Origin of the sequence: Microbacterium nanhaiense, assembly GCF_014646015.1 — a bacterium.
Lineage (GTDB): Bacteria > Actinomycetota > Actinomycetes > Actinomycetales > Microbacteriaceae > Microbacterium > Microbacterium nanhaiense.
Genome location: NZ_BMMQ01000009.1, coordinates 102,989 through 120,763, shown reverse-complemented (window position 1 = coordinate 120,763; position 17,775 = coordinate 102,989). Strand labels below are relative to the sequence as shown.

11 protein-coding genes are annotated in these 17,775 nt (G+C 70.2%); 7 read left to right on the top strand and 4 right to left on the bottom strand.

All coding sequences use genetic code 11. The annotated features are described in order from the left end of the window. Window positions 1–160: 160 nt before the first annotated feature. From IEX05_RS13295 to IEX05_RS13285, 3 genes are all read right to left on the bottom strand, one after another. Complete coding sequence (locus IEX05_RS13295) at window positions 161–4,255, bottom strand: 3-keto-alpha-glucoside-1,2-lyase-like domain-containing protein (protein WP_229661317.1); 4,095 nt, start codon at window positions 4,253–4,255, stop codon at window positions 161–163. Between the two features lie 533 nt (window positions 4,256–4,788). After that, window positions 4,789–5,868: a substrate-binding domain-containing protein gene (locus IEX05_RS13290; RefSeq protein ID WP_188702635.1), complete on the bottom strand. Its 1,080-nt coding sequence runs from the start codon at window positions 5,866–5,868 to the stop codon at window positions 4,789–4,791. Further along, entirely contained in the window at window positions 5,865–7,697 is a 1,833-nt protein-coding gene (locus IEX05_RS13285; RefSeq protein ID WP_188702633.1) for a heparinase II/III domain-containing protein, read from the bottom strand. Before IEX05_RS13285 ends, IEX05_RS13290 begins: the two co-directional genes overlap by 4 nt. Before the next feature lie 100 nt (window positions 7,698–7,797). On the opposite strand from IEX05_RS13285, the gene IEX05_RS13280 reads away from it, so the two are divergent. Genes IEX05_RS13280 through IEX05_RS13255 form a run of 6 tightly spaced genes read left to right on the top strand, consistent with a single transcriptional unit; the run spans window position 7,798 to window position 14,546 of the window. Next, window positions 7,798–9,663 carry a DUF2264 domain-containing protein gene (locus tag IEX05_RS13280; protein WP_229661316.1) on the top strand — a complete coding sequence of 622 codons (1,866 nt, stop codon included), beginning with the start codon at window positions 7,798–7,800 and terminating at the stop codon, window positions 9,661–9,663. A 40-nt stretch (window positions 9,664–9,703) separates the two neighbouring features. Further along, the gene (locus IEX05_RS13275; RefSeq protein WP_188702629.1) at window positions 9,704–10,987 is read left to right on the top strand and encodes an ABC transporter substrate-binding protein; all 1,284 of its coding nucleotides are present in this window, start codon (window positions 9,704–9,706) and stop codon (window positions 10,985–10,987) included. 54 nt (window positions 10,988–11,041) lie between these two features. Further along, on the top strand, window positions 11,042–11,959 hold the full coding sequence (locus tag IEX05_RS13270) for a carbohydrate ABC transporter permease (protein ID WP_188702627.1): 918 nt from the start codon (window positions 11,042–11,044) through the stop codon (window positions 11,957–11,959). Beyond that, entirely contained in the window at window positions 11,956–12,870 is a 915-nt protein-coding gene (locus IEX05_RS13265; RefSeq protein WP_188702625.1) for a carbohydrate ABC transporter permease, read from the top strand. Before IEX05_RS13270 ends, IEX05_RS13265 begins: the two co-directional genes overlap by 4 nt. A 2-nt stretch (window positions 12,871–12,872) precedes the next feature. Continuing rightward, the gene (locus IEX05_RS13260) at window positions 12,873–13,535 is read left to right on the top strand and encodes a DUF624 domain-containing protein (RefSeq protein WP_188702624.1); all 663 of its coding nucleotides are present in this window, start codon (window positions 12,873–12,875) and stop codon (window positions 13,533–13,535) included. Between the two features lie 9 nt (window positions 13,536–13,544). Beyond that, window positions 13,545–14,546 carry a hydroxyacid dehydrogenase gene (locus IEX05_RS13255; protein ID WP_188702623.1) on the top strand — a complete coding sequence of 334 codons (1,002 nt, stop codon included), beginning with the start codon at window positions 13,545–13,547 and terminating at the stop codon, window positions 14,544–14,546. Between the two features lie 225 nt (window positions 14,547–14,771). On the opposite strand, the gene IEX05_RS13250 is transcribed toward IEX05_RS13255, so the two are convergent. Next, entirely contained in the window at window positions 14,772–17,024 is a 2,253-nt protein-coding gene (locus IEX05_RS13250) for a glycoside hydrolase family 3 C-terminal domain-containing protein (RefSeq protein WP_188702622.1), read from the bottom strand. Window positions 17,025–17,115: 91 nt separating this feature from the next. On the opposite strand from IEX05_RS13250, the gene IEX05_RS13245 reads away from it, so the two are divergent. After that, a complete protein-coding gene (locus tag IEX05_RS13245) occupies window positions 17,116–17,679 on the top strand; it encodes a TetR/AcrR family transcriptional regulator (RefSeq protein WP_188702621.1) in 564 nt (187 codons plus the stop codon). The last annotated feature ends 96 nt before the right edge of the window (window positions 17,680–17,775 follow it).

Genomic DNA, 17,775 nt, shown 5'->3' with positions numbered 1-17,775 from the left:
CAACTGGGACATGCTGTGGGGCGTGTCCCTCTTGGGGCTGTTCTGGCAGCCGAATTCCCGCATCAAGTGGGACATGCGTCGGACCGTGTCCCACTTAAGGCGGCTATGGGGGCCGTATTCCCGCACTAAGTGGGACACGGCCCCCGGGGCAGGTGAGGCGTCAGCCGGCGGCGTCGTAGGCCACCGACTCCGAGTACTCGGTGCCGTCCTCGCCAATGCCCGAGACCTCGACCCGGCCCGCCGGGATCTGCGGGGCGTGCGAGTTGAAGTGCGCGGAGACGCTCTTCCCCGGTTTCACGTGCGTGAACGTCCTACTTCCGTACGGGGTATCGACCGTGATGTCGGCGTAGGCCTCGCCGCCGTTGCGCACCGTCGTGACGAGCGCGAGGCTCTTGCCCAGCGTCCGCGTGGTGATCGACGGTTCGAGGGCGAGGGTGTCCTCCGGCTCGGGCGAGGCGACCGCGAGCCACGAGATCACCGGATCCGAGGTTCCCGCGCCGCGGCTCGTCACGAGATACTCGACCGTCGCCGCCTCCTCGAGTGTGAACGTGAGTTCACCCGACGCCCGGTCGCGAGAACCCGAGAGGTCGATCTCACCCGACGCCAGCTCGGTGCCGTTCGCCGACACCGATTGGATCATCGGACGCGTCACGCCCCACCACTCGGCGAATCCGGCCGTGAGCGTGTATGTGCCCACCTCGAGGGGCAGCCGGTAGCCGAGATCGGTCCCCGACTGCCAGAGGCCGGTCGAGTACTTGTCCGCGATGTCCGTGCCGCCCTTGACGGTGACGCCGTCGGCCAGGTAGCCCCACGCATTGTCCGCGCCGCTCGCGCGATCGGCGGCGTCGTTCAGCAGCTCCGGGTACGTCGACCGAATGGCGTCGTACTGGGGCGAGGTCTCCCCCGCGCCGGAATCGATGTAGTAGCGGATGCCGTCCGGCACGACCTCGAACTGTGCCTCCACCGCGGTCTGCTCATCGATCATGCCGCGCACGCTCAGCGTCTCGTATGGCACGCGGGGCGCCCCGAGGGACGCCTCGTCCCACGTCACCGCATATTCCGTGTCCGAGACGACGACCGTTTCCGGCAGCCCGCGCTCGACGCCCACGGCGCCCGCGAGCCCGATCCGCTCGACGTCGACGAGCTGCTCGATCGCGCTATCGATCCGATCCTCGAGGGCCGTGGCGCCCTCCGCATCGAGACCGTACGCGAGCGGATCCTGCACGGCGGCCCGCGCGTCGGACGCGACGCTCTCGAGGAGCGCGCGCTTGTCGTCCGAGTAGTCGTCGAGATCCACGCCCTCGGCGCGCGCGAGCGCGGCCTCGATGCCGGAGACGTCGACGAGGGACGGATCCGCGGCGAGCTTCACGACGCCGATCGCGTCGACGTTCAGCGGAGCGTCGCCGACGGTCGCGAAGGTCACGGTGTGCTCGGCGTTGCTGAGGCCGCGCAGCTGGAACGCGGTGCGCTCGGTGCCGGCCTTCATGGTGTCCGCGTCGCGCAGGACCGGCTTGCCGTCCACCGTCACATCGAGTCGCGCGTCACCGCTGTTGCTTCCGATGATGTCGAGGCCGGTTCCGGTGAAGGTGTAGCTCACCGTCGCGCCCGCTGCCGTGCTGATCGACCGGGTGCGCTGCCACTCGAACATGCCCTGGCCGTTCTCGTGACGCCACTGCTCGTCGAAGGCGACGACCTTGTCGGACGAGTCGTCCCAGCTCGACTGGTGCATGCCGTCGATGACGTCGCTGTAGTACGGGGTGAATCCGTCCACGGGCGTCACCGTGAGGTTGTCGAACTGTGTGAAGGTGAAGGCGGATCCCAGCTGAACCCGCCCGGCCGCCTGCGGTTCCGGATCCACGTATTCCGCCACCTGGACCCCGTTGATAAAGGCCGTGTACGTGTCGCCCGCGACGCGGACCGCGAGGGTGTTCCACACGTTGTCGCCGGACTGGAACGTGGCCTCCGGCGTATCGGCGGCGTTGCCGCTGGCGACCGCGGTGCCGTAGCGCATCAGCGTCCAGGCGCCGGCGGGGTCGACGCGCAGCTCCGCCGCCGAGACGTTCTGGCCGTTGGCGGTGCCGCCCTGCTCGCGCGCGCCGATCGACGCGTAGCGGCCGCTTCCCGGCTCGAACAGCACGTCGACGGAGGCCGTGTAGTTCGCCCAGCGGTAGTCGCCGATCGTGGTCTTGGGGTCGCCGGCGTTCCACGCGGATCCGGCCATCCCGGCGCCGATCTGCTGCCGCAGGACGCGGCCGTGCTCCGGATCCCTCGTCGCCACCGATTCGAACGCGCCGTTGGTGTCGTTCGTGTAGCGAGGGGTCGCGCCCTCCCTCTCGGCGCCGCCGCCCGGCGTACCCTCCGGCTTCGCCTTGGCACCGCGCGACTCGAGGTAGCCCTCGCCCGAATCCGTGAGCTCGCCGGTCTCGGGATCGTAGCGACGGATTGCGCCCTCCTCCTCGTAGTCGAAGTCGTCGGCATAGATCACGTCGTCGTCCGTGACGCGGTTGGTCTTTCCACTCGCGTCGGTGTCGAGCACGTCGCGGCCGCCGTCCTCCGCGGTGTACTCGGGGGTGTGCGGCAGGCGGTTGCCGGCGCCGTCGCGCGGCTGGAGCCCGCCGTCGCCGGTGGTCTCCGCGAGATCCAGCGTCGTGGCCGTGACCGCCGAACGCGGCGCGACCTCGATCGTGTAGACGCCCGACTCGCCGGGCTGGACCTCCGCGATCGGCGAGAGGTAGTTGGCGTCGTAGGGTTGCCCGTCGTCGGCGGCCCGCGTCTCCCAGACCTCCATCGTCGCGTCGTCGCCGAGGTTCAGCTCCTCGGCGGTGATCTCGTAGGTGCGCGGGTACGAGCTGTCGTTGATGATGACCGTGGAGAAGTCCGACGCGTCCGGCGCTGCGAGCGTCGTGTACGAGGCGCCGCCCGCGCCGGATCCACTCGGCGGGTTCCCGCGACCGAGCTCGCTCTTCGAGGCCTGGGGGATCGCGCGCCAGATGTCGTTGGCGTCCGGCTCGCCCGTGGGGTTCTCCCACCCGAGGTCCGCGAACTGGGTGAAGTGCTGCAGCACGGCGAGCCCGGCGTCGTAGTACAGCCACCCCGACCACGGGTCGCGGGCGCTCACGAGCTCCTTCGAGGAGTATTGGAACCCGTCGTAGAAGGACCCGATCGCGGGCTGGTAGATCGTCATCGTGCGGCGGGCGGCGTCGAAGCCCGTCGTGATCCAGTTGCCCATCTCGAGCGGCCCGCCGGTGCCGCCGATCCCCGTCCCGGGTCCGCCTGCCCCGTTGTCGTTGTCGTTGTGGGGGCGATCGGCGGAGTTCGAGAAGGTCGCCTGGCCCTCGGAGTTCCAGACCTCCATGTCGAGATCCTCGGCGGCCTCGGTCAGGTTGCCGTTCGCGTCGTCGGCGCTGCTGTAGTGGAAACCCACGATGTCGACGGCGTCGCGCAGGCTCGCATCTGCCGGATCCGTGAGCCGGTCTCCGAAGTCGGTCGGCGGCGTTCCCACCGTGTCGCCCGCGATCGTCCGGATCGCGTGGAACAGCTCGCGCTCCTCCGCTGAGGCGAAGCCGTTGTTGGGATCCTCGGCGGTCGCGCCCTCGTACCCGGCCTCGTCGGCGGCGAGCCGCTGCGAGAAGTCGATGAAGACGCCCTCATCGGGGTCGTGGGTCTCGTTGTAGTCGGGATTGATCGAGTCGACCATGATCCCGTATTCGCGATACGCGGCGAGGGCCGTGTTCTTGAACCAGATGTACTCGTCGCTCTTGTTGGTGACCCACGTGGGCGTCGCCCAGCGGAGGATACTGAGGTGAATGTCGCCCTCGGCGACGAGCTGCGCGTCGGCGGCGAGCTGGAAGCCGGGCTCGCGCTGAACGTTGGGGTACTCGTCGCGGCTGCGCATCGTCGACGCGTTCGGTCCCGTCGACGTGTTGCGGTCGTTGCCCATCTCGATCTTGACCGTGTTCATGATGGGGTGGGCGCCGCCGAAGAGGGTCTCGAGCAGCTCCCAGTACTTCTCGGGATGCTCCGCCTTGTAGTCCATCAGCAGCGAGCTCGTCGAGTTCGCCGACAGGACGCCGAATCCTTTGAAGGTCAGGCCGTTGCGGTTCTGTGCGGCGGCCGCCACGTCGGATCCCGTGATCGTCACGCTGACGGGATCTTCGGGTGCGGCGCTCGCCGCGGGTGGCACGACGCAGCCGAGAAGCACGAGGGCGGTCGTCGCCCCGAGGGCTGTGACGAGTTTCGGGCGCAGGGCGTGCACGTGTGATCGTCTGATCGATGTCATGTCGCATCTCTCCGTGTGGAAAGCGGCACCACTGCCGCTCAGCCTGAGCGCCCGACGATGGGCGCGGCAACCGGACGTTGCGCGACTCAGTCAAGCGACAGATCGAAACGATCGTCAAGGAACATTTTTCACATAGCGATCAGAAGCGATCACGTAGGGGCGGGTTCAGGGTGCGCGCGAGTGCGGCTTGCGCTTCCTGACCGTGTCCCACTTGTGGTCGTTATGGGGCCGGCTTTCCCGCGTTAACTGGGACACGCTCCGGCGCGTGTCCCACTTGTGGCGGTTATGGGGTGGGCTTCCCCGCCGAAACTGGGACACGCTCCGGCGCGTGTCCCACTTGTGGCGGTAATGGGGTGGGCTTTCCCGCCGAAACTGGGACACGCCCCGCCCCGTGTCCCACTTGTGGCGGTTATGACGCGGGCTTTCCCGCCAAAACTGGGACACGCCCCAACCCGTGTCCCACTTCTCGCGCCTATCGCACCCGGATACCCGCACCAGGTGGGACACGCTCAGGCGGGCGGGGCCGTCGACGCCCGCACGTGGAGCGTCGGGCTCAGCGTGACGCGGTGGGCGGGGCGGGTGGGATCCGCGATGCGGGCGAGCAGCAGGTCGAGCGCCGCCCGTCCGATCGCCGCGCGCGGCGGCGCGACGCCCGTGAGGGCGGGGGTGAACAGCTCGGCGAACTCGTCGTCGTATGCGATGACCGACAGATCCCCCGGCACCGACAGCCCCTTCGCGAGCGCGAGGTCGACGATCGCCATGGCCTCGCGGTCGGAGTGCACGAGCAGCGCCGTGACGCCGGCGGCCAGCACCGCATCGAGCACGCCGTCGACCGCCTTCGAGAAGCCGGCGTCGTTGCGGTCCGGCAGCACGCGCTCGACGTGCTCGGCGGGGGTGAGGCCGAGTTCTCGGCACGCGTTCGTCCACCCAGCGATGATCTTGCGCGAGGTGGGCGAGTTGCGCGAGATGAGCAGCCCCACCTTGCGGTGCCCGAGCTGCGCCAGGTGCCGGGCGGCGAGCACGGCGCCCAGGGCGTGATCGGTCGTCACCGACTCGACGGGCTCACCCGTGGGGCGGCGCAGCGCGTCGCGCTCCGCGAGCACGAAGGGCACGCCCCGCTCCGTCAGCCAATCGATCACGTCGGGCGCGAACTCCGTGTCGGTGTTCGGCGCGACGACGAGCCCCGCGAGATCCTGCTGCTCGAGCATGCGCGTGAGCGCGGGCCGCTCGTCCTGCAGCTCGTACGAGGTGCCGCGCAGCAACACCGACATGCCCTTCTCGCGCGCGGCCTCCTCGAGCGAGCGGACGATCTGCGGCCAGTAGAAGTCGAGCGAGGGCACGAGCACGCCGATCGTCGACGTCGCGGGCACGGCCCTCGGCGCCATGCCCCCGGCGGGCGGAACCGCGCCTCCGTGCACGCGCACGAGGAGCCCCTCCTCCTCGAGCTGCTGCAGGTCGCGGCGAAGCGTCACGGGCGCGACGCCGAACTCGTCCTGCAGCTGCTTGACGCGCACGGATCCCGTGCGGGCGAGCAGGTCGAGGATCAGGTCGCGCCGGGAGGCGGCGAGCGGGGCGTTCTGGTCGGTCATGATCGGTCCTTCGGCAGGGCGGCAACGCGCACGGTGAGGGCCGACCGGCCCGTCACGTCGATATCGAGGCGGGTCAGCCGCGCGCCCCACGAGTGGGTCAGCATCGGATCCTCGAGCGGCTGTTCGACGAGCCGCGCGGGGGCCGCGCCGTCCCATTCGATCACGACGGGCGGGGCGCCGTCGATCGGGGCGACGGTGCAGGACCCCTCGCCGAGCTCCACGGATCCGGCGAGCAGGAGCCGCACCTCCGCCTCGCCGCCCGCGAGCTCCCAGGAATCGGTGATCGTGACGTCGCCGTCGTGCGAGACGGTCCGGATCCATGACGCGAGCCCCGGCGCGTCGTAAGCGCCTGCGAGGTCCATCGAGATCGAGCGCCCGTCGACGCGCACGTCGCGCGCGGCGTAGGCGCCGCCGGGCCGCTGGCCGCGGCCGCCGACGAACGGCACGCCGTGCCATTCGCTCTGCATCATCCAGAGCTCGTAGCGCGCGTCGCTGAAGGTGCGGGCGTCGTAGGTGGGGCGTCCCGCATCGACGATCACGGGCACGCCGCCGGAGGCGACGATGAACGAGCCGACGTCGTTGTGGTTGTGGCTCTCGGCGTTGTGCCCGCCCTTCGTGGCGACGGTCAGCGCCCGGTCGCGCACCACGAGCATCTGCGTCGAGGGCAGCCAGGTTCGGGCGGGGAGCGGATCCGTGCCGGGCCCCGCGGCGAGCCAGGCCGGATCCGCGATGCCGCGCACCACGCGGCCGAGCCCGTCCGCCTCGGCGACGGCGGGGCGCTTCGGGTCGCGGTGCAGCGCCGCGAACGCGGCCGCGTCCGCCGCGCCGATGCGCGTCGCGGCGCGGTGCAGAGCGTGCCAGGGTTGCGGATCCGTCTGCCGCGCCTGCGCGTCGGAGACGCTGATGAACCAGTCGCCGCCGAGGTGCATGCGGTGCGGGAACGCGAGCGTCTCGCGCACCGACGCGAGGTGCCCGGCCGCGTCGAGGCCCGTGGCGTGGGCGAGGAGGTCGAGCGCCTCGACGAGGCGGCACGCCCCGTTCCACCAGTACGCGTAGCCCTCGTCGATCGCGCCGTCGTCGGGGAGGGCGGCGACGTAGTGATCCATTCCCTCGACCGCGAGCGACACCACCCGTGCGCGCTCGGCGCCGTCGAGGAACTGCAGCGCGGCGGCGATGACGTTGCCGTGGATCCACGGGTTCCAGTTGTTGACGTGCCCCGGCTCGCCGATCCAGCGCCAGTCGCGCCTGGCGACGAACGGATCCAGCACCCGCGTGCGCGCCTCGTGGGCGAGCCGGGCGCGGAAGCCGGGGTAGCGTCCCTCCACGAGCTCGCCCGCGATGGCGTCGAGCCAGGCGAGCTGGCCGACGGCCTCGCCGGCGCCGAGGTCGACGTACGGGTCGGTCACGGTCGCGAGCACCGATCCGTGCCGTCGCAGCGTGTCGTCGTGCGCGGGCCAGCACCAGGACGACTGCTCGCACAGGGCGATCGCGCCGTTGAGGGTCTCGTCGATCCAGCGCCCCTCGCCGGTGGCGGCGGCGAGCACGGCGACGCGCGTCAGGCGGTGCTGCCGCGCGAACGCGGGGTGCTCCCAGGCGATCCGATCGCCGTCGAGGTGGAAGCGCGCGGCGTCGCGCGCGAGGGGCTGCGGCCACGGGGTGCCGAGCTCGGCCTCGGCGCGCTCGCGGAAGGCCGCGACGGTGACGGGGTCGGCCTCGGCAAGGGATCCGGCGGGCAGGCCGCCGCGGAGGCGCGCGGAGAGCTCGGCGGGCAGCGCGTCGTCGTCGACGCCGGCGAGAGAGGCGAGTGCTCCGGTGAGGGGACGAATCATAAAAGTGATCGTAAACGCTCATAACGAATCAGAAAAGTGTTTGGCCGAACGAATTTGATTGCTACGCTCGGTGGGCACCCCGCATTCGAAGGAGAATCTCGTGGCATCCGACACCGCCAGCTGGACGCGCGCCGATTGGGCGGCCTTCGCCGACCGCCTGCTCGAGGGCGCGATGGCGCACGCATCCACGGGCCGTGGCCGCATCACGCCGCCCGGCGCCGAGGGCGGCTACGGCCGCGACGTCGATGGCCTCGAGGGCTTCGCCCGCACCTTCCTCCTCGCCGGCTTCCGCATCGCGGGCGAGCGCGGCGAGGGCGTGGACCACCTCATCGAGTTCTTCTCCGACGGGATCCGCACGGGCGTGGATCCGTCGGCACCGGACCGCTGGGTGCGGCTCGACGAGCACGCGCAGGCCAAGGTCGAGGCGGCGTCGCTCGCGCTCATCCTCGACCTGACGCGCCCGTGGATCTGGGACCGCCTCGACGAGACGACGCAGGCGCGCGTGATCGAGTACCTCTCCCCCGCCGTCGGCGACGACACCTACCCCCGCACGAACTGGCTCTGGTTCCGCCTCGTCGTGCAGACCTTCCTGCGCTCCGTCGGCGGCCCCTGGTCGCCCGAGGACGTCGAGGCCGACCTCGCCCTGCACGACAGCTTCGGCCGCGAGGGCGGCTGGATGTCCGACGGCGACGAACGCAGCTACGACCACTACGTCGGCTGGGCGCTGCACCTCTACCCGGTGCTGTGGGCGCGGATGACCGGTGCCGCCGAGCTCGCCAGCGACCGCTACCGGCGCGACGTCGCGGCCCTCGACCGCTTCCTTATCGACGCGATCCACCTCGTCGGCGCCGACGGCTCGCCGCTCATCGAGGGACGCAGCCTGATCTACCGCTTCGCCGCCGCGGCGCCCTTCTGGGCGGGCGTGCTCGCCGAGGTTCCCTCCGTCTCGGCGGGGGCCCTGCGTCACGCCGCCGAGAAGATCGTGCGCCACTTCGACGAGCGCGGCGCGATCCGCGACGGCGTGCTGACGATGGGCTGGCACGACGAGTGGCGCCAGCTCGCGCAGGCCTACTCGGGCCCGGGCTCGCCCTACTGGGCGTCCAAGGGCCTCATCGGCCTGGCGCTCCCCGCCGACCACCCCGTGTGGGCCGCACCCGCGGAGCCGCTACCCGCCGAGCGCGGCGATTTCGTGCGCGCCATCGCCGCGCCCGGCTGGGCCGTGAGCGCGGGCGACGGCATCGTGCGGATCGCCAACCACGGCACCGATCACGCCCACGAGGGTTCGCTCGTCGCCGACTCGCCGCTCTACGCCCGCATCGGATACTCGACCGCCACGAGCCCTCTGCTCGACGAGCGGGGTTGGCGGGAGCCGCTCGAGCAGTCGATCGCGCTCGTCGACGCGTCCGGCCTCGCCACGCACCGGGCCGCCATGGAGCTGCGCGAGACCCGCGTGATCGGCGACGCGGTCGTCGGATCCTCGAGCTGGCGCGCCCACACGATCGACTTCGACGAGACGCAGATCCGGCACGGATCCGGCCTCGCGGGCGCCGCCCGCGTGCTCGGCCGCGTGACGGCCGTGACCATCTCGCGCGGCACGCACGAGATCCGCCTCGCGCGCGTCGACGACGCCGACGGCGATCTCCGGATCCGCTGGGGCGGCTGGGCCGTCGCCGGATCCGAGATCGAGGCGGGCGGGCCCGGCGCGGTGGCGTCCGCGGGCGTGAGCAGCCGGATCCGCTCCCTCGGCCGCGCGGCGGAGGCCCGCATCGAGCGGCGCGACGACGCGAGCCCCCTCGGCCCCGCCGCCGCCGTGCCCGTGCTCGAGGAACCGCTCAGCGCCGGCTGGCTCGCCGTCGAGCTCGTGCTCACGAGCGGCGCGCCGGCCGACGCGGCGCTCGCGATCGACGGCGACACCGCCGTCGTGACCTGGCCCGACGGCCGGACCACACACGTTCCCCTCCCCTAGAGACACCAATAGCAATCCCCTGCAGCGAAGGAGCAGCACCATGAAGCGCATCATCACCGTCACCGCCGGTCTCACGATCGGCGCCCTCGCCCTCGCCGGGTGCTCGGGTGGCGGATCCGAGGGCGACGGCGTCGCCGAAGACGGATCCATGACCCTCACCCTCTCGGCGTGGAGCGTCGCGACGACCCCCGAGTTCCAGCTTCTCGCCGACGCGTTCCACGAGAAGAACCCGAACATCACCGTCGAGGTCAAGGACTACGACCCCGCCGAGTACAACACCCTGCTCACCACCGACCTCGCCGCCGGCAAGGGCCCCGACATCATCACGCAGAAGGAGGTCAAGTTCCTGACGACGTTCCAGGAGGGCGGCCAGCTTCTCGACGTGTCCGACGTCGAGCTCCCCGAGGGCATCGGCGGCGCCGACTCGTACAAGGTCGACGGCACGGCCTACGCCACCCCGTACCGCCAGGACTCGTGGGTTCTCTTCTACAACAAGGACCTCTTCGAGCAGGCGGGCGTCGACGCCCCCGACGGATCCTGGACGTGGGAGGACTACGACGCCGCGGCCGAGGAGCTCGCCGCGAACCTCGACGGCGCGAAGGGCACCTACCAGCACAGCTGGCAGTCGACCCTGCAGGGCTTCGCCAACGCGCAGAACGACGCCGACCTCCTCGCCGGCGAGTACGACTACATGAAGCCGTTCTACGAGCGCATCCTGGCGCTGCAGAGCGACGGCGCGCAGGAGTCGTTCAACACCGTCACCGCGAACCAGCTCACCTACCAGGGCGAGTTCGGCAAGCAGAAGGCCGCGATGATGCCGATGGGCACCTGGTTCGTCGCGACGCTCATCTCGCAGCAGGCGTCGGGCGACGCCGACGACTTCGAGTGGGGCATCGCACCGATCCCGCAGCTCGACGCCTCGACGACGGGCACCGAGAACACCCCGGTGACCTTCGGCGACCCGACCGGCTTCGGCATCAACGCGAACATCAGCGACGACAAGGCCCAGGCCGCCAAGGACTTCCTCGCCTTCGCCGCGAGCGAAGAGGCCGCGACTGCGCTCGCCGAGATCGGCATCACGCCCGCGCTGCTGACCGACCCCGTCATCGACGCCTACTTCGGCGCCGAGGGCGCCCCGCAGGACGAGCTGTCGACCTTCGCCGTGCAGACGCACGAGACGCGCCCCGAGAACCCCGCCTCGAACAAGACGGCGGCGGTGCAGAACATCCTGAACGACATGCACTCGGCGATCCTCTCCGAGTCGATGTCGGTCGATGACGCGATCGCCGAGGCCGAAGGCCGCGTGGCGACCGAGGTCGGCTAACACCCTTTCCCGGGCCCTCGGAAGAGGGCCCGGGCCCCCCTCTCGAGGAGCACCATGACCACTACCGCGACGCCGCAGCGCGCCAGGCGCCGGCGATCCCGCCTGCGGATGCGCAACACCCTGCTCGGGTGGAGCTTCATCCTGCCGAACTTCCTCGGCTTTGCCACGCTCACGCTCGTGCCCGTGATCGTGCTGTTCTACATGTCGCTGACGAACTGGAACATCTTCGGAACGAGCCAGTTCGTCGGCCTCGACAACTTCGTGCGACTGGTGAACGACGGCAGCTTCCGCACCTCGTTCGTCAACACGCTCTATTACTCGGTGCTGCACATCCCGCTGACGATCATCGTCTCGCTCGGGCTGGCGCTGCTGCTGAACAACAAGCTGCGCGGCGTCGCGTTCTTCCGCACCGCCGCCTTCTTCCCCTACATCACGTCGATCGTGGCGATCGCGCTCGTGTGGAACCTGCTGTTCAGCCCCGAGTACGGCCCCATCAACGAGATGCTGCGCTTCGTCGGCATCTCCAACCCGCCCGGCTGGCTCACCTCGGCGAACTGGTCGATGCCCGCGGTCGTCATCATCAGCACCTGGCGCGACATGGGTTACTACATGGTGCTGTTCCTCGCGGCGCTGCAGACGGTGCCGCGCGAGCTGCACGAGGCCGCCCGCATGGACGGCGCGAACGTCTTCGAGCGCTTCTGGAACGTCACCATTCCGTGCCTGCGCCCCACGATGTTCTTCGTCACCGTGATGCTGACGATCAACTCGTTCAAGATCTTCGACCTGATCCTCGTGCTCACGAACGGCGGCCCCGGCCAGTCGACCATGGTGATCAGCCAGTTCATCTACCGCAAGGGATTCGAGGAGAACAACTTCGGCTACGCCTCGGCGGCGTCCGTGGTCCTGTTCCTGCTGTGCATCGTCGTGACGATCGTGCAGTTCCTGTGGAACCAGAGGAAGAGTGCACGATGAGTGAAACGATGGCCCTCGTCACACCCGAGCCGAAGCGCCCCCGCCTCTCGGTCGAGGCGGAGCGCCGCTCGCGCCCCGCCGGATCCGGCGGTCGCGCGGTCGGCCGCACGATCCTCTACGCGGTCCTCATCGTCGCCGCGGCGGCGATGCTCACGCCCTTCTTCTGGATGGTGATGAGCTCGCTCAAGGACGCCAACTCGGTGTTCTCCGTGCCGGTGCGGTGGATCCCCGAGATCTTCGTCTGGGAGAACTACGTCGAGATCTGGACCCGCAGCGACATCCTCACCTGGATCCGCAACACCCTCATTCTGTCGGTGACGGTCACCGCCCTGCAGGTGCTCACGGGATCCTTCGCCGCCTACGGCTTCTCCCGGATCACCTTCCCCGGTCGCAACGCCCTCTTCCTGCTCTACGTCGCGACCATCGCGGTGCCGTGGCAGTCGTACATGATCCCGCAGTTCATCCTGCTGTCGAACGCGGGCGTCGCCAACACGCTCTGGTCGATCATCCTGCTGCAGGCGTTCGGCGCGTTCGGCGTGTTCCTCATGAAGCAGTTCTACGAGACGGTGCCGGAGGACCTGTCCGAGGCGGCGCGCCTCGACGGCCTGTCGGAGTACGGCATCTGGTGGCGCATCATGCTGCCGCTGTCGGTGCCCGCGATCGCGAGCCTGTCGCTGCTGACCTTCGTCAACACGTGGAACGACTACCTGGGTCCGCTGATCTACCTGCGCGACCCCGAGCTGTGGACGATGCAGCTGGGTCTGAAGAACTTCGTCTCGAGCCTCTACGACACCGACTACGGCGTGCTCTTCGCGGGCCTCGTGATCTCGGTCGTGCCGATCGCCGTGATCTTCCTGCTGGGTCAGCGCTTCTTCGTCGAGGGCATCGCCACGAGCGGCATGAAGGGCTGACGATGAAGCGCATCCCGCACAGCGTGTACTCGACGCTCTTTGGCGTCGTGCACCTCGCGCTCGGCATCAACGTGTCGCTGGCCCTCGTCGCGCTGCCCTTCCTCGTGCTGCTCGTGACGACGGATCCGTCGCTCTCGTGGCCGCTGCTGGCGCTCGCCGCCGTGCCCGCAGGCATGGGCATCGCGGCGGCGTTCGGAACCTTCCGCGAGCACGCCGACGGCGAGCCCTCGGTGTTCCGCACGTTCTTCCGTCAGCTCGCCCGGCACTGGAAGGCGTCGCTCGCGCTCTCCTCGCTGGTGGTCGCGATCGTCGTCGTCGCGGCGGTCGACGTGTTCGTGCTCGTGCCGACGGGCCCGGGCGCGATCGTCGCCCCGCTGCTCGTGACCGTCGCCCTGCTCGCGGTCGCCACGGGGATCGTCGGCTTCGTCGCGATCACCGAGGATCCGCGGGCGCGGTTCCGCGATGTCGTGCGGGTCTCGCTGCTCATCGCGGTGCGTCGCTGGCCGTTCACGCTGGCCTCCTTCGCCGTCATCGGCGTGCAGGCGGCCGTCATCACCCAGGCTCCCGCGCTCGGCATCGGCCTCACCTCCGCCGCCTGCCTTTACGTCGTGTGGGCGGGATCGCGGTACTCGCTGCGCCCCGCCCTGCGCCCCGTCACCCCGTAAGGACCACTTATGTCCACCCTGCCTCGCGTGATCAGCGCCGTGGGATCCGGCGCCTTCACGCCCGCGTCCGAAGCGCATCTCGCCCGCGAACTCGCGTCGCACGCCGACCTTCTCGCGACGGTCGACGCCTTCGACACCGACGAGGCGCGCGCCGCGCTCGCCACCGCCGACGTGCTCGTGACCGGCTGGCGCACGCCGCGCATCGACGCGGCCGTGCTCGAGGCCGCGCCGAATCTGAAATGGATCCTGCACATCGCCGGATCCGTCAAGGAGCAGTTCACCCCGGAGGTCTGGGAGCGCGGGATCGAGGTCAGCTCTGCCGTCGACGCGAACGCCGTGCCGGTCGCCGAGTTCACGCTCGCCTCGATCCTCATGGCGAACAAGCGCGTGGTGCAGATCGCGCGGGAGTACCGGGAGCGGCGCGAGCTCATCGACCAGGCGGAGCTCGGTGTCGTCGGCAGCTACGGCCGCCGCGTCGGCGTCGTCGGCGCGTCGCGGATCGGACGCCGCGTCGTCGAGCTGCTGCGGCCGTTCGACCTCGAGGTCGTGCTCTACGACCCGACCCTGTCGGAGGAGGACATCGCGGCTCTCGGCGCGCGCGCCATGACGCTCGAGGATCTCTGCGCGACGAGCGACGTCGTCACGGTGCACGCGCCGTCGCTGCCGTCGACGCGCGGGCTGATTTCGGCGGAGCTCATCGAGGCGATGCCCGCCGGATCCGCCCTGATCAACACCTCCCGCGGGGACGTGATCGACCAGGACGCGCTGACGGCCCGCGTGCTGCGCGGCGACCTGTACGCGCTGCTCGACGTGACGGTGCCGTGGGCGCTTCCCGCGGATCACCCGCTCTACGACCACCCCCATGCGTTCCTCACGCCGCACATCGCCGGATCCGTCGGCACCGAGGTCGACCGCATGATCGACCAGCAGATCTCCGAGCTCGACCGCATCGCGCGGGGCGAGCCTCTCGCCCACCCCGTCCGCTACGAGTCCCTCGTCACGGCGGCGTAGCCCGGGGCGGCGCGGCCCCGCGCCGTGTCCCAGTTGTGGCGGGAATGGCGGTCTTATTCCCGCGTTAAGTGGGACACGGGTAGGGGCATGTCCCAGTTGTGGCGGGAATGGCAGTCCCATTCCCGCACCAAGTGGGACACGGGTATCAGGCGTGTCCCACTTCCGGCGGGAATGGGCAGCGCCCCACCCGCAGGGCGTGGGTGGGGCGCTGATCCGTAGGGTCTCTTACTTGCCGGCCTCCAGGATCCGCGTGACGAGCTCGACGGGGACGCCGAAGCTCACCAGGCGGCTGAGTGGCATGTCGCGGCCCATGGGCGACAGCTCGTCTCCGTCCATCATGATGGCGCCGAAGGGGCTCGACGCGATTTCCGCGCGCGCCACCGGGCCCGCGACGGGGTGGGCGAACGCGTCGCCGACCGACGCATCGCGCGTCAGCGGGATCACGAGCTGGTCGCCGGCGACCGCGACGGTCGCGTTCGTGTGCAGCTCGCGGCTCGAGGATCCGAGCTCGACGACGTAGTCGCCGGACTCGAGGATCCACGCCTGGACGCGCTCCTCCCAGTACCGCAGGTCGCGGCGACGGGCGAGTAGCTCGACCGTCGCCGTCTCGCCCGGCTGCAGCTCGACGCTCGCGAAGGCCTTGAGCTCGCGCGGCGCGCGGTCGACGGACGAGCCCGGCACCGACACGTACGCCTGCACGACCTCGCGGCCCGCGACGGATCCGGTGTTGGTGACGTCGACCGAGATCGCGATGCCCTCGTCGGTCCAGCGCGCCGCGGCGTCGCCGTAGGCGAAGCTCGTGTAGCTGAGGCCGTGACCGAAGGGGAACGCGACGTCCATCTTGCGGGCGTCGTACCAGCGGTATCCGACGTAGATGCCCTCGCCGTAGCGCACGTGCTGGCCCTCGCCGGGGAACGAGGTGAAGGCGGGGGTGTCCTCGAGGCGGTACGGGAACGACTCCGCGAGGCGTCCCGACGGGTTGACCGCACCGTAGAGCACGTCGGCGACACCGGATCCGCCGGCCTGGCCGAGCAGCCAGCTCTCGACGATCGCGGGGACGCGGTCGGCGAAGGGCAGGGCGACGACGCCGCCGTTGGAGAGGACGACGACGGTGTTGGGGTTCGCGTCCGCGACCGCGTCGACGAGCGCGAGGTGCTCGGCCGGCAGGTCGATGTGCTCGCGGTCGAAGCCCTCGGATTCGTCCTCGTCGGGCAGGCCGACGAAGACGAGGGTGATGTCGGCATCCTTCGCGACCGCCACGGCCTCGGCGCGCAGCTTCTCGAGCACCTCGGCGGCGGGCTTCGGCGACTTGCCGCCGCTCATCCCGATGCCCTCGGGGGCCTCCGGGAGCACGTATCCGGGCGCGTAGGCGACCTCGCCGTCGGCGACCTCGCGGATCGCGTCGAGAGCGACGTCGACGCGCGTGGGCGTGATGTGGCTGGATCCGCCGCCCTGGTAGCGCGGCTTCTCCGCGAACTCGCCGATCACGGCGACCTTCTGCTCGGGGCGCAGCGGCAGGATCGGGCCCTCGTTCTTCAGGAGCACGATCGAGCGGCCGGCGGCCTCGCGGGCGAGGGCGTGGTGCGCGTCGACGTCGAGCGCTTCGGACACGGCGGCGCGCTCGTTCGCGCGGCGGATGAGGTTCAGCACGCGCTCGGCCGCGCGGTCGAGGTCGGCCTCGTCGAGCTCGCCCGCCTTCACGGCGGCGACGAGCTGGCGGTCGCTGAGGCCGTTCGACGAGGGCATCTCGAGGTCCATTCCGGCCTTGATGCCCTCGGTGCGCACGTTTGAGGCGCCCCAGTCGCTGACGACGAGGCCCTCGAAGCCCCATTCCTCGCGCAGCACCTCGGTGAGGAGGAAGGGATCCTCCGACGCGTACACGCCGTTGACGCGGTTGTAGGAGCACATGACCGTCCACGGCTGGGTGTCCTCGACGACGCCCTGGAACGCGCGCAGGTAGATCTCGCGAAGCGGTCGCGGATCCACGTCGCTCGACACGCGCATGCGGTCGGTCTCCTGGTTGTTGGCGGCGAAGTGCTTCAGCGAGGTGCCGACGCCCTGCGACTGGATGCCGCGCACGATGCCGGATCCCATGTCGGAGGCGTGGATCGGGTCCTCCGAGAAGTACTCGAAGTTGCGGCCGCAGAGCACGCTGCGCTTGATGTTCACGCCGGGCCCGAGCACGACCGCGACGTCCTCGATCGCTGCCTCGCGACCGATCGCGGCGCCGACGCGCTCCGCGAGCGCCGGATCCCAGCTCGCGCCGAGGCCGACCGCCGGCGGGAAGCAGGTGGCGGGCACGGCCGCGTTGAGGCCGAGGTGGTCGCTCTCGCCCGCCTGCTTGCGCAGGCCGTGGGGGCCGTCGGTGACCATGATGCTGGGGATGCCGAGGCGCTCGATCGCCTTGAGTCGCCAGAAGTCGAGGCCGCTCGTCAGCGCGGCCTTCTCCTCGAGGGTGAGGTCGGAGATGTCGGGCATTGATGCTCCATCGCGTCGAAAGGACAGTTACAAAAACCATACGTCGCTCGGTTTTGAAAAACAAGCGTTCCTCGGTTTGTATGATCGAGTGATGGCACGACGGGGCGCGTACGCAAAGGGCATCGCGAAGCGCGAGGAGATCCTCGCGGTCGCGCTGGACGTCATCGCTCGGCACGGCTACCGCGGGGCCTCGGTGCGCGAGATCGCCGATGCCGTCGGGCTCAGCCAGGCGGGCCTGCTGCACTACTTCGGCAGCAAGGACGAGCTCTTCACCGCGATCCTCGTCAAGCGCGACGAGGTCGACAACGCCGACAACACGGGCGACATGCTCGAGGACCTCGTGCGCATCGTGGCGCACAACGCCGAGGTGCCGGGGCTCGTGCACCTCTTCGCCCAGCTCTCGATCGAGGCGGCCGATCCCACCCACCCCGCGCACGACTTCTTCCGCGAACGGTACGGGTTCCTCCGCCGGGTGCTCGCCGAGCGGATCCGCGAGGGGCAGGTGGACGGATCCCTCCGCCCGGGCCTCGACCCTGAGCGCACCGCCGCGATCATCATCGCCGCGACCGACGGCCTGCAGACCCAGTTCCTCCTGGATCCGACGGTCGACATGGCCGCCGAGCTCGCGGCCCTCCTCGGCGAGCTGCGCGCGTAGCGGCTAGCCGAGCTCCGCCGGCACGAAGAACACGCCGGAAGCCTCGGTCGTGGTGTGGCGGATGAGGTCGTCCATCTCGTCAAGGCGGCGCTGCGT